Source organism: Pseudomonas sp. HLT2-19-2, assembly GCF_054898005.1.
The window spans coordinates 3,864,207-3,881,139 of sequence record NZ_CM142712.1; the positions used below are offsets into that span (position 1 = coordinate 3,864,207).

General features: G+C 52.9%; 14 protein-coding genes. 3 read left to right on the forward strand and 11 right to left on the reverse strand.

Annotated elements, in window-relative coordinates; all coding sequences use genetic code 11:
* Positions 1–15 precede the first annotated feature (15 nt).
* From ACYZTU_RS17940 to ACYZTU_RS17975, 8 genes are all read right to left on the reverse strand, one after another.
* A complete protein-coding gene (locus tag ACYZTU_RS17940; protein ID WP_461964556.1) occupies positions 16–951 on the reverse strand; it encodes a DUF535 family protein in 936 nt (311 codons plus the stop codon).
* A 7-nt stretch (positions 952–958) separates the two neighbouring features.
* On the reverse strand, positions 959–1,936 hold the full coding sequence (locus ACYZTU_RS17945; RefSeq protein ID WP_461964557.1) for a glycosyltransferase family A protein: 978 nt from the start codon (positions 1,934–1,936) through the stop codon (positions 959–961).
* Between the two features lie 43 nt (positions 1,937–1,979).
* The gene (locus ACYZTU_RS17950) at positions 1,980–2,504 is read right to left on the reverse strand and encodes a serine O-acetyltransferase (protein WP_282376037.1); all 525 of its coding nucleotides are present in this window, start codon (positions 2,502–2,504) and stop codon (positions 1,980–1,982) included.
* A gap of 8 nt (positions 2,505–2,512) precedes the next feature.
* Positions 2,513–3,469 (reverse strand): glycosyltransferase family 2 protein, encoded by a 957-nt coding sequence (locus tag ACYZTU_RS17955; RefSeq protein WP_461964558.1) that lies wholly within the window; start codon positions 3,467–3,469, stop codon positions 2,513–2,515.
* Positions 3,462–4,079, reverse strand: coding sequence for an acyltransferase (locus ACYZTU_RS17960; protein ID WP_461964559.1), 618 nt, complete (start codon positions 4,077–4,079; stop codon positions 3,462–3,464). Before ACYZTU_RS17960 ends, ACYZTU_RS17955 begins: the two co-directional genes overlap by 8 nt.
* 133 nt (positions 4,080–4,212) lie before the next feature.
* Positions 4,213–5,679 carry an FAD-dependent oxidoreductase gene (locus tag ACYZTU_RS17965; RefSeq protein WP_461964560.1) on the reverse strand — a complete coding sequence of 489 codons (1,467 nt, stop codon included), beginning with the start codon at positions 5,677–5,679 and terminating at the stop codon, positions 4,213–4,215.
* Complete coding sequence (locus ACYZTU_RS17970; protein ID WP_461964561.1) at positions 5,676–5,870, reverse strand: hypothetical protein; 195 nt, start codon at positions 5,868–5,870, stop codon at positions 5,676–5,678. The genes ACYZTU_RS17965 and ACYZTU_RS17970 overlap by 4 nt, the downstream gene beginning before the upstream one ends.
* Before the next feature lie 113 nt (positions 5,871–5,983).
* On the reverse strand, positions 5,984–7,360 hold the full coding sequence (locus ACYZTU_RS17975; protein WP_461964562.1) for an oligosaccharide flippase family protein: 1,377 nt from the start codon (positions 7,358–7,360) through the stop codon (positions 5,984–5,986).
* Positions 7,361–7,455: 95 nt separating this feature from the next.
* Here ACYZTU_RS17975 and ACYZTU_RS17980 point away from each other — a divergent pair, with 95 nt between their 5' ends.
* Together ACYZTU_RS17980 and ACYZTU_RS17985 are read left to right on the forward strand one after the other, a co-directional pair.
* Positions 7,456–8,979, forward strand: a complete 1,524-nt coding sequence (locus ACYZTU_RS17980; RefSeq protein WP_461964563.1) for an O-antigen ligase family protein — start codon at positions 7,456–7,458, stop codon at positions 8,977–8,979.
* A 5-nt stretch (positions 8,980–8,984) separates the two neighbouring features.
* The gene (locus ACYZTU_RS17985; RefSeq protein WP_461964564.1) at positions 8,985–11,609 is read left to right on the forward strand and encodes a glycosyl hydrolase family 5; all 2,625 of its coding nucleotides are present in this window, start codon (positions 8,985–8,987) and stop codon (positions 11,607–11,609) included.
* A gap of 75 nt (positions 11,610–11,684) precedes the next feature.
* Here the strand turns inward: ACYZTU_RS17985 and ACYZTU_RS17990 are convergent, their stop codons facing one another.
* A complete protein-coding gene (locus tag ACYZTU_RS17990) occupies positions 11,685–13,331 on the reverse strand; it encodes a phosphoethanolamine transferase (RefSeq protein WP_461964565.1) in 1,647 nt (548 codons plus the stop codon).
* Between the two features lie 200 nt (positions 13,332–13,531).
* Between ACYZTU_RS17990 and galE the strand changes: the two genes are divergently transcribed.
* Positions 13,532–14,509 carry a UDP-glucose 4-epimerase GalE gene (gene galE / locus ACYZTU_RS17995; protein ID WP_461964566.1) on the forward strand — a complete coding sequence of 326 codons (978 nt, stop codon included), beginning with the start codon at positions 13,532–13,534 and terminating at the stop codon, positions 14,507–14,509.
* A gap of 44 nt (positions 14,510–14,553) precedes the next feature.
* On the opposite strand, the gene ACYZTU_RS18000 is transcribed toward galE, so the two are convergent.
* The gene (locus tag ACYZTU_RS18000; protein WP_461971090.1) at positions 14,554–15,285 is read right to left on the reverse strand and encodes a CpsD/CapB family tyrosine-protein kinase; all 732 of its coding nucleotides are present in this window, start codon (positions 15,283–15,285) and stop codon (positions 14,554–14,556) included.
* 68 nt (positions 15,286–15,353) lie between these two features.
* Positions 15,354–16,922, reverse strand: a complete 1,569-nt coding sequence (locus tag ACYZTU_RS18005; RefSeq protein ID WP_461964567.1) for a GumC family protein — start codon at positions 16,920–16,922, stop codon at positions 15,354–15,356.
* Positions 16,923–16,933: the final 11 nt, after the last annotated feature.

Genomic DNA, 16,933 nt, shown 5'->3' on the forward strand with positions numbered 1-16,933 from the left:
CAGGTACCAGGAACATCAACTCGCAACACGGTGGCTGCTATAACTGCCTATCAACACGCTGTCTATCTTTTTAAAAGTATCATCTAGAAGTTCGTAACGTCTGCGGTACATCGCGCGTTTTTTTGAAGGAATACTTTCAAGCGCCTTTTTGGACAGGACCATGGGAATCTCAAAAAAATCTTCGCGCTCTGACGGAGTCGCTCCATGCTCCAGCCAGATCAAGTCATAATTGGCCGCAAGCTCTTTAGCTTTTTCAGCGCCGAAGTACGGATGCCGATGATGACGATACCCATCCCCTACCGCATAAATCCTCCCAACACCAATATTGATTGCAATATATTTAATCACTTCAATCAGAAAACTTCTTGGCCGAAGACCTTCAAAATCTTTTGTCAGGTCCCTATAAATACTCAAGGACCGATCACTCTCCACGCCTTTGTGTATTCCTTGAACTGCACCGATAAAAATACACAACTCAGTGTCGGTGCGACACAAGGTGAATGCTATTGATGCAATACGCAAATCGCCCTGAAACAGGTTCAGCACCAGCTCCCCTTCACGCATAAACCATACCGGACGATCCAGAACCAAGGAACAACCCGCAGCGAACGCCGACAAATCACTCAACATCAAACTGTCATTTCGCCCCAACAGCAACAGCTGCGGGCAGCTTTTGGTGACGACTTCGTAATGCGAGGCTAATACGCTAAGTTTATTCTGAGAACTCCAGCTTCTACTGATGTATGGCCAATGAACAACACCCACACAATCCCCGCCCAACTTCTCAACACCGGACTTCCCCAGAGCGTTCGACATGCGCCAGAAAAACAATTTTAGTTCAGACCAGTTCTTTACAATTAAAATCATCATTTTAAACTTATTATTCAACGCTCTTAACGAATACCCTGCATGTAAAAACAATACGCTTTTTAATATCACCCAATTATTCATCGCAGTCTCACTTGTATTCGATCAACGCCGTCTTGCCGGCGCCGAATCTGTTCAAAAGAAACTTGACTTGCCCGAGCAACTCGGGAAATTTCCCCAGCACAAGAAAGAAAGCCCGCAGCCAGTTTTCGCGCGTGGATCTATCGCCCCTGCGGGCCAAGCGCACGACCTGCAATGGATAGACCAGCAGCAGAAGCAGCCCAAACCACCCCAACATCAAACTCGCGATAACAGTCGCCAGAGGGACACCCAATCCCCAGAACCAGGCGCGGCGCGACTCACGTAACCAATGCTGCTCCGGTGCCGCCCCATGCAAAAATGCGCCCTCGGCATAGGCGTAACCACCGCGCAGGGTACGCTGCCACCATTGGCCGAACCGGGTCATGGTGGCATCGTGCAAAGTCATTTCCTCACCCAGACGCCAGACCTTCCATCCATTCCCACGCAGACGTATACACAATTCAGGCTCTTCCCCGGCAATGAGATCCGGTCGAAACCCGGACGCTTCAGCGAAGGCGTCAGCCCGCATCATCGCATCGCCACCACATGCCCTGGCCTCACCTACCGGCGTATCCCATTCGAGATCACACAGTAAGTTGTAAACCGAGTGCTGTGGAAAACGTTCGCGGCGCCGTCCACAGACCACCGCGACGTCAGGATGTGTATCAAGAAAGGCCTGTGCCTGGGGCAGCCAGCCACCGACAACCTCGCAATCACCATCGACAAACTGCACATAACGCATCGCTGGCAATAAGCGTTGCACACAGGCGAATCCTTCATTGCGCGCGCGCGCAGCCGTAAAGGGAATCGTCATATCCAACTCGACCACGGCGACCCCAAGCGCCAAGGCAATCTGCACTGAACCATCCGTTGATCCAGAGTCGACATAAACGACCTTCTGCGCCGCACCGACCAGGGAAGCCAGGCAACGTTCCAGACGTGGGCCTTCATTGCGACCGATAACAACGACACCCATACCCGTAGCCATGGCGTTCACTCAGCGACGCAATTGAAGTAATCCATCCGGTGGTTCATGTGCATTCCCTCGCTTCTGCGTACTTCCTTTTCTTGATAGTCGCAGGCACACCCACTGCCACCGAGTCGTCTGGCACATCGGTCAGCACCACAGCATTGGCACCAATCACGACATTGTTACCAATGCGGATATTGCCCAGCACCTTGGCCCCTGAACCGATATCAACATTGTTACCCATCACCGGGGCAATCGGCTCATTCACATTCTTAAGGCCCACGACGACGCCATTGCGAATACGGCAATCATCGCCAAACTGCGCATAGCCACTGATCACGATTCCGCCGAAATGATCGATGACGAAGTTACGCCCGATCACAACCTCACACGGCAGCTCGATACCCGTGACGATCTGCACCAGTTTGAAGAGCACTTTGTATATAAAGGAGAGCAATTTACGCAACAGCGCTGGGCGCACACCGTAGCGCCAGCGCCCAAAACGATAAACCACCATCACCCAAAACCCCTGAGCCCCCCAATCTCCCGCGTAGGCACGCAAGTCAGCACGTATGTTTTCGAACATAAATTGCTCTACCGTGTGGGTTGGCTAGCGAATTTGGTATCACGCAGCAACGCCCAGGTCACACGAGCATGCTGCCAACACGCCCCTATGCCAGCCCAGTCGTGGCCTTTCACTATCGCCTTGAGCGCCAAAATCAGATCACCCAGACTCACCAACACCATATGTGCGGCCAAACCCACTAGACCGTGGTGCTTGCGGAAGTACAAAAGCTCACTTTCGATTTGTAATGTGGGTAGCTGGTGACAAATCGCATTGAGTTTGTCAACAGACTTGGCACTTTCACCGCCGATATGCACCACCGTGGTATGCGGGAAGTAAACCACCTTCCAGCCCGCCTGTTTGACGCGCTTGCAGTGATCTACCTCCTCGAAATAAAGGAAGTAGCGCGGATCGAACAAGCCAACCTGGTCGATGACTTCACGGCGGATCAGGTAATAGCACCCGGGCACCCAGTCGCACTCACGCACCGAAGCATGATCCCAAGCCATGTCGTCGACCCTCTTCACCCCAGGGAAAAAGCGCTCAAGCCCTGTGCGCGAGAGGAAGACATTCAACGGCGTCGGAAAATAGCGGCAAGAGGCTTGCAAATCTCCCTCTCGTCCAACCAACCGAACGCCCAGGACACCACAATCAGGATGAGCCTCCATGTAGTCGAGTGTCTTGCTCAGCGTATCCGCAGCAACGAAGGCATCGGTATTGAGGAGCAACGCATACTTGCCCTGCAGGTGTTCAACCAATTGATTGTTGGCACGCCCAAAGCCAACATTATTTTCATTGGCCAGTTGCAACGCTTCTGGACAAATAGTTGCCAGACACTCCAGCGAATTATCGGCAGAGGCATTGTCTACCACCAAATAGCGTGTGCGACCCACACTATTAGACTGGCGTAACGCATTAAACATCGGTTGCAACAGAGCCGCTGTATTGTAATTGACTACCAACACATCAAGGGGCGCATTAACCATTGGGCTGCTCGCCAAAAAAATGTTGCACTCTCATTGCTTTAAGTTTTGGTTCAAATTCCGGATCGAATAGTCCGCTGCGTTGCCTGATAAGGTCAATCCACGGGTAAGTGGCGCAACGCTCTTCGACTTTCGCCAACAGATCTTCCAGTGTACAAATAACCTTGGCTGGATTACCCCCAACCACTACCCCAGGCGGAACATCTTTCACCACTACTGCACCGGCTGCAACAATTGAATCCGGACCAATAGTCACACGGGGCATGATGATAGCGCCATAACCGATAAAACAATTATCACGTATGTCGATAGGGCCGACAGAGTCAAGTTTTGTACCAAAGCGCACATCGAGCAAGCCGACTATGCCATCGTGGCCAAACAGTGTGCAATCAGATAAAGCTATATTATTTCCGAGTCGCACTAGTGTAGGGTCAGTTATGTTGCACCCAAGATTGATCCATACGTTTTTACCGACGGAGTGCAGAGATCCCCATCGAGCCAGGTGTTTAGCCCATTCATACCCGTCCGGTTTACAGAATCTTTTATAGAGTGAGGTTCCACGCCCCGTTGTTTTGGCAATATGAGCAATCGTGCGCTTTAGTAGACCAATCATCCTGTCAGCCTCAATAATTCAGCGATATACATCTGTGCCAAGGTTAGATACACCCTGATTCTTGATTACCACTACCCTAAGCGTAGACGCCTCCCTGAAATTCAACACTCAAAAAATCCACAAATCCTCCCACTCAGGAATACCTGCCCACCGCGGGCCCCATTTGATGGTTAAGATAATCCGCCAGCCTTAGCGCCAGCTGCAAAAGAGGCATCGTGGGGTTACAGGCACCGCCTGTAGCGAAAACACTGCTGCCCGCTACGAAGAGATTCTCGACACCGAACACTTTGCAGTTCTCGTCGACCACGCCAAACTCAGGCGAAATCGCCATCCGTGTGGTTCCCATATGATGAGCATGGGGATTGACCTTCAGTGGCAAATCGACGTCATACACGCACTCTTCCAACTTGACAAAGCCCAGCCCTGTGTCAGCAAAACACTTCGCCACTTCGAGCCCGATGGACTTGACGGTATTTCTGTCTTCGGGGCTTAGTTCCCAATGAACGTTTACCTTTCTCATCCCTAACGCATCTCGCTCGTCGAGCAATGAAATACGGCTATTGGGGTTGGGAAACTGCTCGATCAGCGTGCCGAGCACCCCATCCCCAGGGCAATCGAACTTGGCAATAAATTCAACCTTGTGCCCCGCACCCACTTCGCAGACGAGGTTCTCGAAAAAGCTCTTGATGGCAGCCATTCGCCCATAGGTTTTCACTTCAGCTACAAGCGAGGCCGTCACATTCCCTTTACCCGACCCGTGCTCCATCACGAATGCATCGGTCGTGAAGTACTGTCGAGCATCTGTACCCTGCCCGTCTTTCAGGATGAAGGTTCCCATTTCGACGTTCAGGTGCTCCATGAAGCATCTACCGACGAAACCATCCTTGCTTACGATACCGCCAGCTACCAGGGACTCACTGTTGAGCAGGTGCCTGGCATTCTCGATCGCGCCTGTCGCCAGAATGAATTGTTTTGCCGTGACTCGCTCTCGATGCAACTCGTAGTCCGAGACGACTATCGTTGCTATGCGGCCGGTCTTGTTGTCGAACTCAAGATCGACGCAATTGCAATTGATGAAGACATCCAGCCCTTCGGTCTCATTAAGTGCCTTGGCATATTTCTGTGCAAACCGCGTCGGCGGGCTTAGCAAGAAACGATCAGCGTCAAAGTCGGTGCCGTCCAAAGTCGCATTGATAGCCTTGAATCCGGAGTGCGGCGCAAGATCTACAATTTCCATGGCCGCCGACAGATTGCGCTCGATCTCGGCAAACGCGATGGGCCAACCGGGCACGTGCACCGGAGGGCCTACGGTGAAGTCCGACTGTTCAAATGGACGGCATCGCCCGGCCCAGTGATTGGAAGTCCCGCCAAGAAAACGCAGGCGTGTTTCCTCAGCGTAGACCGCGAGGCCTGACGAGGAGACCTTGTAGAGGTTCTGCGAGGCCGGTGAGTACTCGTGCCCACCGCCCTCGACAAGCACCACACGCCGACCATTACCGGCTAAACGCAAGGCCAGCGTAATGCCGGCTGGGCCCCCACCGATGATGCATACGTCATAGTGGTCGCGAAGTTCTTTCTGCGATTGGTAGTCTTTGATCATGCTTGTGTTTGCCGAAAATGCTGGGCAGGCAGCACCCACCCGTTGATTACAACAAACTCGGATTTAGCAGCAGAGGGCCGGGCAACAGCTTTGGAAAAGCCGAACATAAGCCCCCCAAGGCTGAACAGGACAAATGCCTGGAGGAAGCCTCTGCGCCCGATCACAGAGGTATTCCAATCAGTTTCTCTCATGATTCAAAGCTCCACGACATCGAGATTACGCTGGAAACTTCAATTGCACATCAAGGTCACATTTTTTTGGCGACCGCCATCAACACCCCAATGGCGACGCTGTGCCGATCAAATCAAAGCCAGTTAGCAATACTCGTCAACAACTCCCCACACAAAGCCCCCACCGCCAGCATTGGCAGCACTACCAGTTCACGCTTGAGATTGAACAGCCCCAGACGACAATTGACATAAAAAACCAGGATAAGCGTAGGAAACGTATACAGGGCAGCGCCCCAAATCGCATATTCGACCCCGCCAATCGCCAGCAGCAGAGGCAGCAGCACCCACAACGAGACCACGCGAATAATGTTATCCATGGCCTGGTATTTTGTGTGCCCCAAGGCAATCCAGACCTGATGCGCCAGCATGTAGCGCATTGTGAAAAAAGAGAGTGAAAGAATGGCCATCATGTTCCCGGCCTGGGCGTAACGCTCATCGTACAAAACGCTGATGAGCAGTGGACTGCCAGTCAAGAACAGTCCACATAAAAACAGACAGGCAAGATCGATCATCAATTTCAAGCGGTAGTACAAAGCCTGGAGCCGTACGGGGTCATTAGTTCTTGAGGCCTCACTGAAGGCCGGCAAGGCCACGGCCCCGAATATCTTTTGCAACCCAAGCTGAACAGCTCCCAGAATCAGCACGGCAATGGAGTAAACGCCCAGTTCGCTGGTCGTCATGCTGCCGCCGAACCAGATACGATCACCGTACATGGCCAATACGCCCACTGCCGACGACAACAGTATCCAACGGCCGAAGCCGACTAATTCCTTGAGCGCAGAACGTTCCCACTGCAGACGGTTAGGTGGGCCCTCGAACCAGAAATGCCCCAGCAGAGTGCTGACCATCGCTGAGACCAGACCCGCAGCCACCAGTGACCAGATGGACCTGGTGAAGTAACCGATGCCCAGCATCACCAACAGCCCGGTGAGCTGGGACGCAAACTCGGCGAGTACCACTTTCTTTTGCTGGAAAGCGCGCACTGCCAGGTCGATTTTCGTCGACTGAAAACCAGTGATGATTGCCGAGAAACTGGTCACGGCCAACACCAGCGGCAACTCGGGTGCGGCGTAGGTGGAATTGACCGCCCACAGATTGTGGGTCTGTGCAAACCAGGCGAGGGCCGCGAGGAGAAGTGTCGAAGCAAAAAGGATAAAGCCGCGCACGATCTGCACGGTCCAGATGGTGTTGAGAAACACCGGATCGTCGCCACGCGGGCTCTGAATAATGTTCTGGCGCAAGCCGACGTCGGAAAGCAAGTGCAGAATCAGCGAAACGGTGATGGCGATCATCATGATGCCGAACATCTCCGGCATCAGCAGACGGGCCATTATCAGGTTGCCACCCAAGCGAATGGCTTGAGAAGTAACCAGCGCCCCCAGATTCCATGCCCCAGCAGAGATCGCTCGCTTACGAAGGCTCAACGTTGGCGATAAATCAACTAACGACATAACATCAACCCCGGACTCAATGGCTCAAAAGGTACTATAGTCGCGTTTTGCCATTCCACTAGCCGTCGCTCATCAATCAATAAGTCCAATCATCCATGCCTGAGCACTTTCGCGCGTTAATCGTCATTCTGGTCCTTGCTGGCGTCGTTTTTGCCATGGCACGTCGACCAGCAGCAGACCTGATTCCCGACCGTAATTTCACTCGTCGGCGCAATCTGTGGTTCGTATTGACGCTACTGGCCTTTGTTTCGCACAGTTTCTGGGTGTACGCGGGCATTGCCGCGATCGTTTTGACCTTCGCACGAAAAAGCGAACGCAATCCCGTGGCGCTATTTTTCCTACTGCTGTTTCTCATCCCGCCGTCCCCAGTGGAGATTCCTGGCTTCGGCCTCATCAACTATTTTTTTGCCCTGAACCATGTTCGTCTACTGGCACTGTGTGTGTTGCTTCCGGCTTTTTTCGCTCTGCGCAGGCGAGCAGACACGGTCCCTTTCGGGCGCACCTGGCCTGACAAGCTGTTAGCCGCCAACATCGTGCTGACGAGCCTGCTTTACCTGCGTGACACCTCGGTCACCGACACGTTGCGCCAAACGCTCTACCTGTTCATCGAAGTTTTTTTGCCTTACTACGTTGCCAGTCGGGCGCTAAAGAGCCTCAGCGACTTCAAGGACGCTCTGTTCGGTTTTGTACTCGCCGCCATGGTGCTGTCGCTTATAGGTCTCTTCGAATATTCCAAGCACTGGCAGCTGTACAGCGCGGTGGTCAACGCCATGGGCATGCCATGGGATCCCGGCTACTTGAGCCGTGGTGGCTCATTACGCGCCAGCGCCACTACCGGCCAGGCCATTGCGCTGGGCTTCGTCATCAGCGTGGCCATCGGCTTTTACCTGTACTTGCAGGAGGATGTACGTAGCAAATTGCAGCGCAGCCTCGGCGCGCTGTTGCTCGCCGGTGGTCTGTACGTGCCGCTGTCGCGTGGACCCTGGGTCGGTGCAGCCGCCATGATCGTCGTGTTCATCGGCACCGGCCGTAAAGCGGTCAAACGCCTGATGCTGCTGGCGGCCGCCGGGGTGCTCGCCCTTCCCCTGCTGGCCATTGTGCCGGGCGGGCAAAAAGTGCTTGATCTGCTACCGTTCATCGGCACGGTGGAAGTAGAGAACATCACCTACCGGCAGCGCTTGATTGATAACGCCGTGATCGTTATCCAGCGCAACCCTTGGCTGGGTTCTTTCGATTACCGCAGCACACCGGAAATGCAGTCCTTGACTCAGGGCCAGGGGATCATCGATATCGTGAACACCTATATCGGCGTAGCGCTGTCGTTCGGTTTGATTGGTTTGACGCTTTTCGTGGTTTTTTTCGTCAGCGTTCTGCAGGGCATCCGCAAGGGGATGCGTTCGTTCCCCAACAAAGACGATGAGGCACGCCGACTCGGGCGTGCACTTCTGGCGACATTGGCCGGGATCCTGGTGACCATCGTGACCGTCAGCAGCATCTCGGTGATCCCCGTGGTGTATTGGTCGGTGGCTGGGCTGGGAGTTGCCTATGCTCAGATGGCGCGCAGGCTCAAGCACACCTCAACTGCAGTCACTGCGAGTGCCAACCTTCAACTCAGGTAATGCCAATGACCACTCTGTTTCGCCGCACTCCTATGCAGCTCCTGGTTCTCCTGTGCCTTGTTGTTTGGCCGTTCAGGACCTGGGCGTCGGAATGGGTCGTCAGTGTGGATGAGCGCAATGGCCTGCCAATGCTAGTGCGTGGTGGCAGTCCGGTAGTTGCTACGACATTCTCGTTCTTTGGGAGGAACTGGGACTGGACGTATTTGCAGACCGAATTCAAGGTAAACACCCCTTATCGATACTCCCTTGCAGGCAAAAACAAAGCGCTGGATTTCGACTTGACTGCACAGATTCAGAAGCAAGACGAGCATAAGTTGACCTGGAACTTTACCCTGGATGCACACAGCATGAAGTGGGGCGTGTCAGGTGGCGGCATCGTCTTCACGTTCGACCCCGCCCTTTTCGCTGGAGAAATGGGCGAGCCCACTTTGCTGCCCGACAACCGCGGCTGGTCCTGGGGCAATGCACAAGGGCGACGCATCGAAATGCGCTTCGAGCCCGCGCTGGCGAGTGTGTACTTTGAACCGGGCGATAAATCCGAGGTGCGTGCTTTTTTCTACAAGAACACGATCAAACCTGGCCGCCAGGATTTCACAGCCACCTTGAGCGTTTCTGGCGATGTGGCCGTCGGCCCAACCAATACCGAGCGTTTCGGGCTGTCGGACCCAAAGAGCTGGCCGACTGACAAGCTCGACTGGAAAACCTCGCCGGTCGACCTGTCCTTTCTCAACGCTCAGGAAAAACCTGCAGGCAAGCGCGGCTTCATCAAAGCCTCCGGCGAGCAATTGCTATTTGCGGACAACACTGCGGCGCGTTTCTGGGGCACCAACCTTTCGGCCTACACGCTGTTCCTCACGCCAGACGATGCAATCAAGCTGCAGGCCAAACGCCTGTCGGCACTAGGCTTCAATCTCGTACGACTGCACCACCATGACTCGCCATGGGTCTTCCCGAACATCTTTGGCGACGGCAGGGTCACGCGTAACACCCAGCAACTGAGCCCGGAATCGCTGAAAAAAATCGACTGGTGGATCAAGTGCCTGAAAGACGAAGGCATTTATGTGTGGCTTGATATGCACGTCCAGCGAGTCTTTACTGAAAACGACAACATTTATGGCTTCGATGAATTGCCAAAAGAAGAGCAAAATTTTGCCTATCTCAAGGGCTATTCCTATGTGAATCTCACCATTCAGAAAGCCATGAAGCGCACTACCGAAGCCTACATGACCCATGTAAACAGCTATACCGGTCTCGCCTACAAAGACGACCCGGCGATCGCCGCCGTACTGATTACCAACGAAAACGACGTCACCCGCCACTTTGGCAACGCCCTATTGCCAGACAAGAACGTACCAAAGCACAACAAAATCTACATGGCCGAGGCCGAGGCCTTTGCCAAGCAGCACAATCTATCGGCAGACCAGACCTGGCGCGCCTGGGTGCCAGGCCCCTCCAAGCTGTTCCTTAACGATCTGGAGCGACGTTTCAACGTCGACATGATTCAACACCTGCGTGGAATAGGCGTGAAGGTCCCCATCGCCACGACCAGTAGCTGGGGCGGCGATAGCCTGAACTCCCTGCCGGCCCTTACCGCCGGCGACGTAATCGACGTCCATAGCTACGGGGGCTCGGGACAGATAGAGAAAAACCCGCTCTACAGCGACGGCATAGTGAATTGGATTGCCGCCGGCCAGGTCACCGGCAAACCCTTGACCGTCACCGAGTGGAACAATGAGCCCTTCCCGACACCAGACCGTCACTCGCTGCCACTCTATATCGCCGGCACCGCCCGCCACCAAGGCTGGGATGCACTGATGCAATATGCCTACAGCCAGGAGCCACTGGGGGGCGAAGGGATGAGTGCCGACAACTGGCACGCCTATAACGACCCTGCAATGCTGGCCACTCTGCCCGCCGCCGCCTTGCTTTATCGCCGTGCAGACGTTCGCGAAGCAACAACGACCTACGTCTTCGCGCCGACGCCAAGCACCCTGTTCAACCAAATGATCACACCGGCCAACTCTGCTCTACTGCGCACAGCCATGGAGAAAGGCAAGCTGGAAATCGCGATGCCACAGACGCCGGAATTGCCTTGGTTGCAACAGAGCGTTATCCCAAGCAATACACAGGAATTTCATGACCCTGACCAGTCGCTGCTGGACGCCAATGCCAGCGAGTCCACGACAGACACGGGTGAGCTAAAGCGCAACTGGAAACAGGGCATCTACACCATCAATACACCGCGTACCCAGGCCGCTACCGGCTGGATCGGCGGTGAGTCGATCAGCATTGGCAACATTCAGGTTCAAGTGAAGACCGCCAACGCCAGTGTGGTAGTGCAGAGTCTGGACGACGCGCCTGTGGGCCGATCGCAGGATTTACTGATTTCGTTAGGCGCCCGTGCCATCCCCCAAGACGACAAAAAAATACCTTTTTACGTTGAGCCCCTCGAGGGCACGCTAACCATCCAGGCGCCGCAAGGCTTGACCCTGTTCACCCACGGCATTCTGGGACAACTGAAGAAGCTGCCCGCGACCTACCTTGATGGCCGCTATACAATCAAGTTCGACGGCTTGCAGGCGTCGAATTGGTTGTTTTTGAAAAAAGGCGTCACGCAAGCACAACCTTAGGCGACGCGCAGCCGACCCCTGCCAATACAGCATCATCACGCACGCCGGCGAGCCAATAACCAGCTCGAGGGTAGCTTAATAGGTGTCAAAATCGAACGATGGAACATAGCCTGCGCCGAGCAGATGTGGACATTTCGACGATACAAAATCATCACTTAATAAATCATCCGAACTTTTATACTTACTCGTGAAAACCCCTGTGATATTTAAAAGAGTATGTGGCAAGGATGATATGCTGATTTTCTGACTTTCTCTTTCCCTCAGCTTTAAAAGCTTGAGCGATTGCTGGCTTGAAACATTATTGGATGCCCAGATAAATGCCGAAACCGGGAGGTCATATTTATTGCCAATTCCATGACCCAAGAGCCCTCGACTGTCATCCATCATGTTTTCACCATGATCCGACGAATAAAACAAGACAGATGGTTTTTTGCTTGACTTCAACTGATCAATAATTGTGCTCAATAGCCAGTCCGTATACAAAATACTATTATCATATTCCGCGGTGATCTTGTCTTTGAAGCTGTTTGTTGACGGCTTGAATTTATCGAAATGTTCTGGATACCGGCGTGAATACTCGAAATGACTACCCTTGACATGAATAAATATGGCTTTCTTTTCTGTATCGCTTTTCTTTAGTATTTTTTTATATTCTGAAATCAATGCTCCATCATAGCTTCTCTCAAAATATTGACGGTATTGTGCCTCTGCTGCTATTTGTGGAATTATTCCGCCGAAGCTATCAACCTCCTGTACAGACAACCAATAGGTCATGTACCCGGCTGCGCGATATATACTCACCAATGATTTGGTTGACGCAATGGCGTCCCAATCCGATATAGGCTCAAGGCTCAGCATTGAAGGAACCGCGAACGAGGTATATGGGGCTGTCGTGCAGATATTATTAAACTTGAAAATCCCCGCCTGCTTACCGAGATTCGGGGTTGTTTCCTTGTTATAACCGTAGAGGGACCAGTTGTGCGGCCGTGATGACTCACCGATCACAAAAACAATGGTTTCTATATTTGATTGATTCGACATGCTGGTTATTTCTACATTAGATTCTCGACGGCGCTTGATAAGTTTCTCCGTCCCCAAATACAAGTCTGCAGTCAGGCCAATTTGCGATAAATAGCCTATTGGCGTGCTTTGATCTTTTGCAAGGAGATCCATGACTGCAGATTTCCCGAAAGAATTAAGCTTGACGGTTTTATAAAAATACGCCCCATACCCCACTAGCAAGGCGCTAACAACCAGAACAAAAATACCTTTGTTTTTATATAATTCGCGCTTATGCAGGCCTATTAATCCAGCCCCATAGCAAAATATGAAAATCACCAAAACGATACTGATGGACCGCCAGTAGGTCGGTAGAAACTCGCTTGCCTCCTGATGGTTTGTCAAGCCAATAAACATATAGGCAGCTGTTAATCTCGAATCAAAATTTAAAACCAAAAAGAGATCAATAGTTGCTACCAAATAGAACGGCAGTAAAAGGATGTGAACCTTGAATTGATTGGATGAAATAAATCTAATTGCCAAAAGCCATAACACCGACATGCCAAGGGTGTAAAAGACTAACAAATCAATTTTAGAGTATTGATAGTTTGTTAGCGTTCTAACAGTCAACGGTGATAGCAGATATGACCACAATACTAAATTTGGCCATTCCGCTTTGAATATTTTCAATGAGTAATCCATAATTTTGGTGGAGTTTTTCATTTGATAGTTATTCTCGCAGGATACCCATATGCTTCCTCAAGGGTAGCTCCAATTGGCGCGCTCGCTGTATCTTGTTCAAAATATTCTCTCCTTTGGCGTTCCAAACGTAGCGAGTCTCGGCTATTAATGGTCAGGCGGATCGCACTGACGTTGCAATCTGTGCTTGCACAGCAATAGTGTCCAGGAAATCGGAGATCAGGATGAAATATTTGGTGGTGGGTGGCGCGGGTTATATAGGCTCGCACATGGTTAAACAGCTACTGCGTGCAGGTCACGACGTGGTGGTGGCAGACAATTTTTCCACAGGCCATCGCAGCGCCTTGGCGGGCGGAAAACTGGTCGAACTAGACATAGCCGACGCGCAAGCCCTGGACGTATTGTTGGCCGCACAGCACTTTGATGCCGTGTTCCATTTCGCCTCCTTTATACAGGTGGGCGAATCCGTGACTGAACCTGCCAAGTATTACCAAAACAATTTGGCCGCCACCCTGACCCTGCTACAGGCCATGGTTCGTGCAGGAGTAAGAAACTTCATTTTTTCCTCAACCGCCGCCGTCTATGGTGACCCGGTGTATGTACCAATCGACGAGGAGCATCCCAAGGCCGCGATCAACCCTTATGGACGCAGCAAGTGGATGGTGGAGCAGATGCTTGAAGATTTCGACCGCGCATATGGACTGAAATCAGTCTGCCTGCGCTACTTCAACGCCGCCGGAGCGGACCCAGAAGGACAGTTAGGTGAACGCCATGAACCGGAAACCCACCTGCTGCCCCTGATCCTGCAAGCAGCCTCCGGACGCCGCGCAACCATCACCGTCTATGGCCGTGATTACGACACGCCTGACGGCACTTGCATTCGCGACTACGTCCACGTTGTCGATCTCGTTGCAGCTCACGCACTTGCCGTGGACTATCTACTGGCCGGAGGTGCAAGCACGGCGTTTAACCTCGGTAACGGTCAAGGGTTCTCAGTACAGCAAGTGATAGATACCGCGCGCAACGTGACTGGCCGGGATATCTCTGTCAGCGAAGCGCCACGCCGCGCTGGCGATCCACCACGCCTTGTGGCCGATCCCCGCAGGGCCAACACATTACTTGGCTGGCAACCGCAATTTGGCTCACTTGAACAGATAGTGGCGCACGCCTGGAGCTGGGAGCAGAAGTACCCTTGGCAATGAAAGTCGGCGCTTGCCAATAGCGCCGATCTCTTGAGGGTAATGCTCTAGTAGTAAGAGCGGTTTTCGGGTTCGGCTTTGTTTAACACCGTGCCAATCAGATTGGCTGTCCCAAGATGATGCAGGCTTTCCTCGATCTCTTTCTTGCTGTTCAATCCATTAGCGACCACGAGCAAAACGCAGTCGAACTTGGGCAGGACGTTAATCACATCATCCGAACTCAACAACGGCGGCAAGTCGAAAATCACGATGCGAGAGTTGTAGCGCTCGCGCAGATCAGCAATCAAATGGCTCACGGCGGGCGATGACAGCACCTCGGTAGAAAGAGGAATCGGCTCACGCGTCGGCAGCACCACAAAGCGCGGCAAGGTCGGATTGACCAGTACATCTTGCAGGTCAGCTTCATCTGCCAACAATTCATTAAGCGATTTATGCATCGGCAGACCCAGATACTCACCCACCTTCGGACGACGCAAGTCGAAGTCCACCAGCAACGCCGTCTTGGTCGTGTGATGCGCGATACTCATTGCCAGGTTTATAGCCAACACCGTCTTGCCTGCCTCCGGAGTCGGCGAGGTGATGGCGAGCGTGCGCCAGCCATTTTCTTCCATGATTTTTAGAACTTGTGTACGCAGCAGATCGAAAGCCCCGCCCATATTCGAATTTTTGTTGTAAGCCACAATGCGGTTGCGCTCAAGGTGCTCTGGCCGCAAGGGTACAACCTTGGTTTGCACATAACTGAGCGCATTCAGACCTGTGGACTGCGCGGTCGGTGTCATGGCTTTTGACGAGGTCTGTTGCTCGGCTTTTTCGGTATCGGGCTTGATTATTTCCATGGCTATATTCCTTATGCAAACCGGCCCAGAGCTTTAAACATCAGAAGATCCAGAGGCATGTAGAGGAAGTGCAGGAGCACCAGAACGATCGCGATTATCAAGACTCCACAGACGATCAATTGCGTTCGCCACTTCCTGCGACGTGCCAGTTCAGCCTTGGTGTGAATGTAGGGAATGGAAACCAATACGCGTCTACCCAGCACGCTGGCCAAGGCCTGGGCACCGCGCACACGCTGACTCATCATCTCGAGGAGCATCACCAGTGCGCCAGCACCCACTGGGGCAACCACGAAACCCATGGCAATCACTTTTTTGCGGTTCGGCCGTACCGGCTTTTCGGGAACCAGCGGTAACTCCAAAACAACAAAACGCTCGGCTTTGTTTTCCTGCTCCAGGCTTTCGGAAATTTTCGCACTCATTTCCTTGGTGCGAATCTCCTCATATTTTTTACGAGCGTTATCATGGTCACGCATCACCGTGACCAAGCCACGCTCGATTTGTGGCGTCTCAAGAATTTGCGCCTCGTAGTCGGCTATTTTTCTGAGCATTTGCTGCTTTTGATCGGCCAGCGACTTGATACGTGCTTCTGCTGCGAAGATCCGCGCCTGGGCCTTTTCAACGTCCAGACTGACCGAAGCCGCTGCACCACCAGCACCAACACCTTTGCCAGCCCGAAGTGCAGCAATTTTGCGTTTGACGGCACGCACGTCGGGGTGGGCTTCCGTATACAGCAACAGCAACCTGGTGTGCTCCGCTTTGAGGCTACCCAGATCCTGTGGTTTATCAACTGCCGCACCGGGCGCTCCAGGCTTGGTCGCTAGCCCGGCATTCGCGGCGGAAAGCTCCAACTCATTGAAGCGCAACTCCTCACGGGCAGTTTTGTAGTCACGGTCGACCTCTTTAAGCTCGGTTTCGGCGCGCGACAACATATTCATGCGCAGCTCCTGATGCTCGGGCAGCGCGTTGCTGTGTGCCTGCTTGAAGTCCGCCAACCGGTTCTCCAGGGCTTCCAGTTCCACCCTGAGCTTGTCCGCCTCCTGCGTCAGAAACTCTGTGGTTTCACTGGCGCGTTCGGTGCGCTGCTTGATGTTTTCATCCAGAAACAGCGTTACCAGCTCGTTGGCAACTTTATTCGCAATCTCTGGCTGCCTATGCTCAAAGCCAAGACGGAAAGCAATCGTCACCTCTCCGCGCCCCTTAATGACAGCACTGACCAGGGAGACTGTAATCGCATTGCGCATTTCATCGATCTTCTCGGTAACGCTCAGTTGCCGGCTTTGCGAAGCAAAAAGATCGTATTTGTCGATGATTCCTTCCAGATGCTCACGAGTCATCACGCGCTGACGAATGACTTCGATGCGCTCATCGGCAAAGGTATTGTTGTTGGCCGCCACCAGGTCGGGCGAAATCTGCTGAGACTCCACCAGAATCGTGCCGGATGACTCATAGGTAGGCGGGAGAGATATCGCGACCGCTATGCAAACGCCGAGTATGACCACGAAACTCAGGATCAACAGCAGCGCATGGTGCTTGATGATAGCAATGTAGTCGTTGACCGACATTTCGTATTCAGAGGCCATATTTCTCACAC

What these genes read in the sequence shown, in the direction of transcription:
- ACYZTU_RS17940 (WP_461964556.1), bottom strand. Translation starts at nt 951, where the DNA reads ATGAATAATTGGGTGATATTAAAAAGCGTATTGTTTTTACATGCAGGG.
- ACYZTU_RS17945 (WP_461964557.1), bottom strand. Translation starts at nt 1,936, where the DNA reads ATGGCTACGGGTATGGGTGTCGTTGTTATCGGTCGCAATGAAGGCCCA.
- ACYZTU_RS17950 (WP_282376037.1), bottom strand. Translation starts at nt 2,504, where the DNA reads ATGTTCGAAAACATACGTGCTGACTTGCGTGCCTACGCGGGAGATTGG.
- ACYZTU_RS17955 (WP_461964558.1), bottom strand. Translation starts at nt 3,469, where the DNA reads ATGGTTAATGCGCCCCTTGATGTGTTGGTAGTCAATTACAATACAGCG.
- ACYZTU_RS17960 (WP_461964559.1), bottom strand. Translation starts at nt 4,079, where the DNA reads ATGATTGGTCTACTAAAGCGCACGATTGCTCATATTGCCAAAACAACG.
- ACYZTU_RS17965 (WP_461964560.1), bottom strand. Translation starts at nt 5,679, where the DNA reads ATGATCAAAGACTACCAATCGCAGAAAGAACTTCGCGACCACTATGAC.
- ACYZTU_RS17970 (WP_461964561.1), bottom strand. Translation starts at nt 5,870, where the DNA reads ATGAGAGAAACTGATTGGAATACCTCTGTGATCGGGCGCAGAGGCTTC.
- ACYZTU_RS17975 (WP_461964562.1), bottom strand. Translation starts at nt 7,360, where the DNA reads ATGTCGTTAGTTGATTTATCGCCAACGTTGAGCCTTCGTAAGCGAGCG.
- ACYZTU_RS17980 (WP_461964563.1), top strand. Translation starts at nt 7,456, where the DNA reads ATGCCTGAGCACTTTCGCGCGTTAATCGTCATTCTGGTCCTTGCTGGC.
- ACYZTU_RS17985 (WP_461964564.1), top strand. Translation starts at nt 8,985, where the DNA reads ATGACCACTCTGTTTCGCCGCACTCCTATGCAGCTCCTGGTTCTCCTG.
- ACYZTU_RS17990 (WP_461964565.1), bottom strand. Translation starts at nt 13,331, where the DNA reads ATGAAAAACTCCACCAAAATTATGGATTACTCATTGAAAATATTCAAA.
- galE (WP_461964566.1), top strand. Translation starts at nt 13,532, where the DNA reads ATGAAATATTTGGTGGTGGGTGGCGCGGGTTATATAGGCTCGCACATG.
- ACYZTU_RS18000 (WP_461971090.1), bottom strand. Translation starts at nt 15,285, where the DNA reads ATGACACCGACCGCGCAGTCCACAGGTCTGAATGCGCTCAGTTATGTG.
- ACYZTU_RS18005 (WP_461964567.1), bottom strand. Translation starts at nt 16,922, where the DNA reads ATGGCCTCTGAATACGAAATGTCGGTCAACGACTACATTGCTATCATC.